At 52.7% G+C, this 5727-nt stretch carries 1 protein-coding gene, 2 tRNA genes and 3 rRNA genes; 1 reads left to right on the forward strand and 5 read right to left on the reverse strand.

Annotated features, from left to right (window positions below):
• Window positions 1-133: 133 nt before the first annotated feature.
• The 5 genes from rrf to NKG59_RS26330 form a co-directional block, all read right to left on the reverse strand.
• A 5S ribosomal RNA gene (gene rrf / locus NKG59_RS26310) occupies window positions 134-246 on the reverse strand.
• A 117-nt stretch (window positions 247-363) separates the two neighbouring features.
• Window positions 364-3242, reverse strand: a 23S ribosomal RNA gene (locus NKG59_RS26315).
• A gap of 269 nt (window positions 3243-3511) precedes the next feature.
• Window positions 3512-3587 (reverse strand) — tRNA-Ala (locus NKG59_RS26320).
• Between the two features lie 36 nt (window positions 3588-3623).
• Window positions 3624-3700: transfer RNA gene (locus tag NKG59_RS26325), tRNA-Ile, on the reverse strand.
• A gap of 60 nt (window positions 3701-3760) precedes the next feature.
• Window positions 3761-5298 (reverse strand): 16S ribosomal RNA (locus NKG59_RS26330).
• Together the 16S, 23S and 5S rRNA genes with 2 tRNA genes alongside form the textbook arrangement of a ribosomal RNA operon.
• 233 nt (window positions 5299-5531) lie before the next feature.
• Between NKG59_RS26330 and NKG59_RS26335 the strand changes: the two genes are divergently transcribed.
• The coding region (locus tag NKG59_RS26335; protein ID WP_253543201.1) for a hypothetical protein at window positions 5532-5727 on the forward strand (196 nt) is incomplete at its 3' end.

A 5727-nucleotide genomic window follows, 5' to 3' on the forward strand; every position in this document is an offset into this window, starting at 1 on the left:
GGCCTTTTGTTTTTTGTGCGAGGGAGGGGTTGTTGCGGGGTGTTGCGGAGCCTTGCAGGCGGGACGTGTGCGAAGCGTTCGCGCAAAGACAAACACCCCAGCTCTTTGATGGAGCTGGGGTGTTGATGGGAGAGCCTGGCGATGACCTACTTTCACACGGGAATCCGCACTATCATCGGCGCGGAGTCGTTTCACGGTCCTGTTCGGGATGGGAAGGGGTGGTACCGACTCGCTATGGTCACCAGGCTATGACTTGTTGCCACGTTGACGAGGTCAACGCGACCAATATGGGAATGTAGATTTGGGGTTGTGATTTGTGAGTATCAGGCACAAGGCGGACCCAGCCGGAAACATACCGGTTATAGGATCAAGCCGCACGGGCAATTAGTACTGGTTAGCTGAACGCATTACTGCGCTTCCACACCCAGCCTATCAACGTCCTGGTCTCGAACGACCCTTCAGGGAGATCAAGTCTCCAGGGAATCCTCATCTTCAGGCAAGTTTCCCGCTTAGATGCTTTCAGCGGTTATCTCTTCCGTACATAGCTACCCTGCGATGCCTCTGGCGAGACAACAGGTACACCAGCGGTACGTCCACTCCGGTCCTCTCGTACTAGGAGCAGCCCCCGTCAAGATTCCAACGCCCACGGCAGATAGGGACCAAACTGTCTCACGACGTTTTAAACCCAGCTCACGTACCTCTTTAAATGGCGAACAGCCATACCCTTGGGACCGGCTACAGCCCCAGGATGAGATGAGCCGACATCGAGGTGCCAAACACCGCCGTCGATATGAACTCTTGGGCGGTATCAGCCTGTTATCCCCAGAGTACCTTTTATCCGTTGAGCGATGGCCCTTCCATACAGAACCACCGGATCACTATGTCCTGCTTTCGCACCTGCTCGACTTGTCGGTCTCGCAGTTAAGCACGCTTTTGCCATTGCACTTTAGGTACGATGTCCGACCGTACCAAGCGTACCTTCGAACTCCTCCGTTACACTTTGGGAGGAGACCGCCCCAGTCAAACTGCCTACCATGCACTGTCCCCGACCCGGATTCACGGGCCAAGGTTAGAACCTCAAACAAACCAGGGTGGTATTTCAAGGTCGGCTCCACCGAAACTAGCGTCCCGGTTTCAAAGCCTCCCACCTATCCTACACAGATCGGTTCAAAGTCCAATGCAAAGCTACAGTAAAGGTTCATGGGGTCTTTCCGTCTAGCCGCGGGGAGATTGCATCATCACAAACACTTCAACTTCGCTGAGTCTCGGGAGGAGACAGTGTGGCCATCGTTACGCCATTCGTGCAGGTCGGAACTTACCCGACAAGGAATTTCGCTACCTTAGGACCGTTATAGTTACGGCCGCCGTTTACCGGGACTTCAATCAAGAGCTTGCACCCCATCATTTAATCTTCCGGCACCGGGCAGGCGTCACACCCTATACGTCCACTTTCGTGTTTGCAGAGTGCTGTGTTTTTATTAAACAGTCGCAGCCACCATTTTATTGCAACCCCTTCGTCCTTCTGGCGCGAGCCAGTCAAACTACAAGGGCGTACCTTATCCCGAAGTTACGGTACCAATTTGCCGAGTTCCTTCTCCCGAGTTCTCTCAAGCGCCTTAGAATACTCATCTCGCCCACCTGTGTCGGTTTGCGGTACGGTCTCGTATGACTGAAGCTTAGAGGCTTTTCTTGGAACCACTTCCAATTGCTTCGCGACCTAAAGTCGCTCGCCCCACACCCTTGAATCACGCACCCGGATTTGCCTAAGTGCCATCTCCAATGTAGGGACCGGGACATCCAACACCCGGACAACCTTCCGCGATCCGTCCCCCCATCGCATCATACGACGGTGCAGGAATATTAACCTGCTTCCCATCAGCTACGCATCTCTGCCTCGCCTTAGGGGCCGACTCACCCTACGCCGATGAACGTTGCGTAGGAAACCTTGGGCTTACGGCGAGGGGGCCTTTCACCCCCTTTATCGCTACTCATGTCAGCATTCGCACTTCTGATACCTCCAGCATCCTTTACAAGACACCTTCACAGGCTTACAGAACGCTCTCCTACCATGCACTTACGTGCATCCGCAGCTTCGGTATATTGCTTAGCCCCGTTACATCTTCCGCGCAGGACGACTCGATCAGTGAGCTATTACGCTTTCTTTAAAGGGTGGCTGCTTCTAAGCCAACCTCCTGACTGTTTTAGCCTTCCCACTTCGTTTCCCACTTAGCAATATTTAGGGACCTTAGCTGGCGGTCTGGGTTGTTTCCCTCTTGACACCGGACGTTAGCACCCGATGTCTGTCTCCCGTGATTGCACTCTTCGGTATTCGGAGTTTGCTATGGCGGGGTAATCAGCAATAGACCCCCCAACCATGACAGTGCTCTACCCCCGAAGGTGAGACACGAGGCACTACCTAAATAGTTTTCGGAGAGAACCAGCTATTTCCAAGTTTGTTTAGCCTTTCACCCCTATCCACAGCTCATCCCCTAACTTTTCAACGTTAGTGGGTTCGGTCCTCCAGTACGTGTTACCGCACCTTCAACCTGGCCATGGATAGATCACTTGGTTTCGGGTCTACACCCAGCGACTGAACGCCCTATTCGGACTCGCTTTCGCTACGCCTTCCCTAATCGGTTAAGCTTGCCACTGAATGTAAGTCGCTGACCCATTATACAAAAGGTACGCCGTCACCCGTTTCCAGGCTCCGACTGTTTGTATGCATGCGGTTTCAGGATCTATTTCACTCCCCTCCCGGGGTTCTTTTCGCCTTTCCCTCACGGTACTGGTTCACTATCGGTCGATTACGAGTATTTAGCCTTGGAGGATGGTCCCCCCATCTTCAGACAGGATTTCACGTGTCCCGCCCTACTTGTCGTACACCTAGTTCCACAATACTGTTTTCGCATACGGGGCTATCACCCACTATGGCCGGACTTTCCATTCCGCTTTGCTAACAATACTGCTAAAGAGTACAAGGCTGATCCCATTTCGCTCGCCACTACTTTGGGAATCTCGGTTGATTTCTGTTCCTGCAGCTACTTAGATGTTTCAGTTCACTGCGTTCGCTTCTGTTACCTATGTATTCAGTAACAGATGACCCATTCGGGCCGGGTTTCCCCATTCGGACATCTGCGGATCAAAGCTTGTTTGCCAGCTCCCCGCAGCTTTTCGCAGGCTACTACGTCCTTCATCGCCTGTAATCGCCAAGGCATCCACCACATGCACTTATTCGCTTGACCCTATAACGAGTATGTCTCGCTATAGGCTGAGTTCTCGCGTTGTGCCGTATTCCAAGACAATCTTTCGATTGCTCTGGTAATACTGGTTGATACAATCACAACCCAGTGTCGCGTTTGAATGTGCGTCTCATCAACGCACCGCGACACCTTTACTACATTCCATATTGTTAAAGAACAGCCGAGTTATCACTCGTCTTGGCTAAGCCAAACGCAAACACCGCATTCATCGACATCTCTGTCGATGCTTGCGTTTGGCAACCAGAAGGTATTGGTGGAGGATGACGGGATCGAACCGACGACCCCCTGCTTGCAAAGCAGGTGCTCTCCCAGCTGAGCTAATCCCCCAGTCACGGTAGAGAACAACTTCCACCGTCCGTAACTTGGTGGGTCTGGTAGGACTTGAACCTACGACCCCCGCCTTATCAAGACGGTGCTCTAACCACCTGAGCTACAGACCCTTGGCTGTAACATCAAACAAACCGATAAGTGTGGACGCCTAACGTCGGATGCACGCTCTTAAAGGAGGTGATCCAGCCGCACCTTCCGATACGGCTACCTTGTTACGACTTCACCCCAGTCATGAACCCTACCGTGGTAATCGCCCTCCTTGCGGTTAGGCTAACTACTTCTGGTAAAGCCCACTCCCATGGTGTGACGGGCGGTGTGTACAAGACCCGGGAACGTATTCACCGCGGCATGCTGATCCGCGATTACTAGCGATTCCAGCTTCACGTAGTCGAGTTGCAGACTACGATCCGGACTACGATGCATTTTCTGGGATTAGCTCCACCTCGCGGCTTGGCAACCCTCTGTATGCACCATTGTATGACGTGTGAAGCCCTACCCATAAGGGCCATGAGGACTTGACGTCATCCCCACCTTCCTCCGGTTTGTCACCGGCAGTCTCTCTAGAGTGCCCTTTCGTAGCAACTAGAGACAAGGGTTGCGCTCGTTGCGGGACTTAACCCAACATCTCACGACACGAGCTGACGACAGCCATGCAGCACCTGTGTCCACTTTCTCTTTCGAGCACCTAATGCATCTCTGCTTCGTTAGTGGCATGTCAAGGGTAGGTAAGGTTTTTCGCGTTGCATCGAATTAATCCACATCATCCACCGCTTGTGCGGGTCCCCGTCAATTCCTTTGAGTTTTAATCTTGCGACCGTACTCCCCAGGCGGTCAACTTCACGCGTTAGCTACGTTACTAAGGAAATGAATCCCCAACAACTAGTTGACATCGTTTAGGGCGTGGACTACCAGGGTATCTAATCCTGTTTGCTCCCCACGCTTTCGTGCATGAGCGTCAGTGTTATCCCAGGGGGCTGCCTTCGCCATCGGTATTCCTCCACATCTCTACGCATTTCACTGCTACACGTGGAATTCTACCCCCCTCTGACACACTCTAGCCGTGCAGTCACCAATGCAATTCCCAAGTTAAGCTCGGGGATTTCACATCGGTCTTGCACAACCGCCTGCGCACGCTTTACGCCCAGTAATTCCGATTAACGCTTGGACCCTACGTATTACCGCGGCTGCTGGCACGTAGTTAGCCGGTCCTTATTCTTCCGGTACCGTCATCGACCCCAGGTATTAACCAGAGCCATTTCTTTCCGGACAAAAGTGCTTTACAACCCGAAGGCCTTCTTCACACACGCGGCATTGCTGGATCAGGCTTTCGCCCATTGTCCAAAATTCCCCACTGCTGCCTCCCGTAGGAGTCTGGGCCGTGTCTCAGTCCCAGTGTGGCTGATCGTCCTCTCAGACCAGCTACTGATCGTCGCCTTGGTGGGCCTTTACCCCACCAACTAGCTAATCAGACATCGGCCGCTCCTATAGCATGAGGCCTTGCGGTCCCCCACTTTCACCCTCAGGTCGTATGCGGTATTAGCTAATCTTTCGACTAGTTATCCCCCACTACAGGGCACGTTCCGATGTATTACTCACCCGTTCGCCACTCGCCATCAATCTAGCAAGCTAGATCATGCTGCCGTTCGACTTGCATGTGTAAGGCATGCCGCCAGCGTTCAATCTGAGCCAGGATCAAACTCTTCAGTTCAATCTGCTGTTTTTCGCTCTTTACGAGCGGTCGCTCACTCTCAGAATCTGACTTGAACTTTCGTTCAAACCTTACTTCTGTGCGAGCACTTCATTACTTGTTAGCTAGCGGATCGAAATCCGCCGCATCCAGTATTAAGCGCCCACACTTATCGGCTGTTTGTTTGTTAAAGAACTTCGCGATCAACTTTGTTCACCGCGTCGCTGCGTTGTCTGCAGCAGAGAAACGAGATTATGCAGAGCTTTTTCGTCGCTGTCAACAACTCGTCGAAGAATTTTTATCATCAACTCGCTGCCAACTACCACTCAGTCCACCGCCAATCGCCAACCACCCAATCGACCGCAAACCCGCTCCAACCTTGCTTCTCCACCACCAAACTCCACCGCCTCAACCTGCGTTTCGGCGCTGTGTTTTGCAGCGAGGGGCGAA

This window comes from Ralstonia chuxiongensis (assembly GCF_024158925.1).
Lineage (GTDB): Bacteria > Pseudomonadota > Gammaproteobacteria > Burkholderiales > Burkholderiaceae > Ralstonia > Ralstonia chuxiongensis.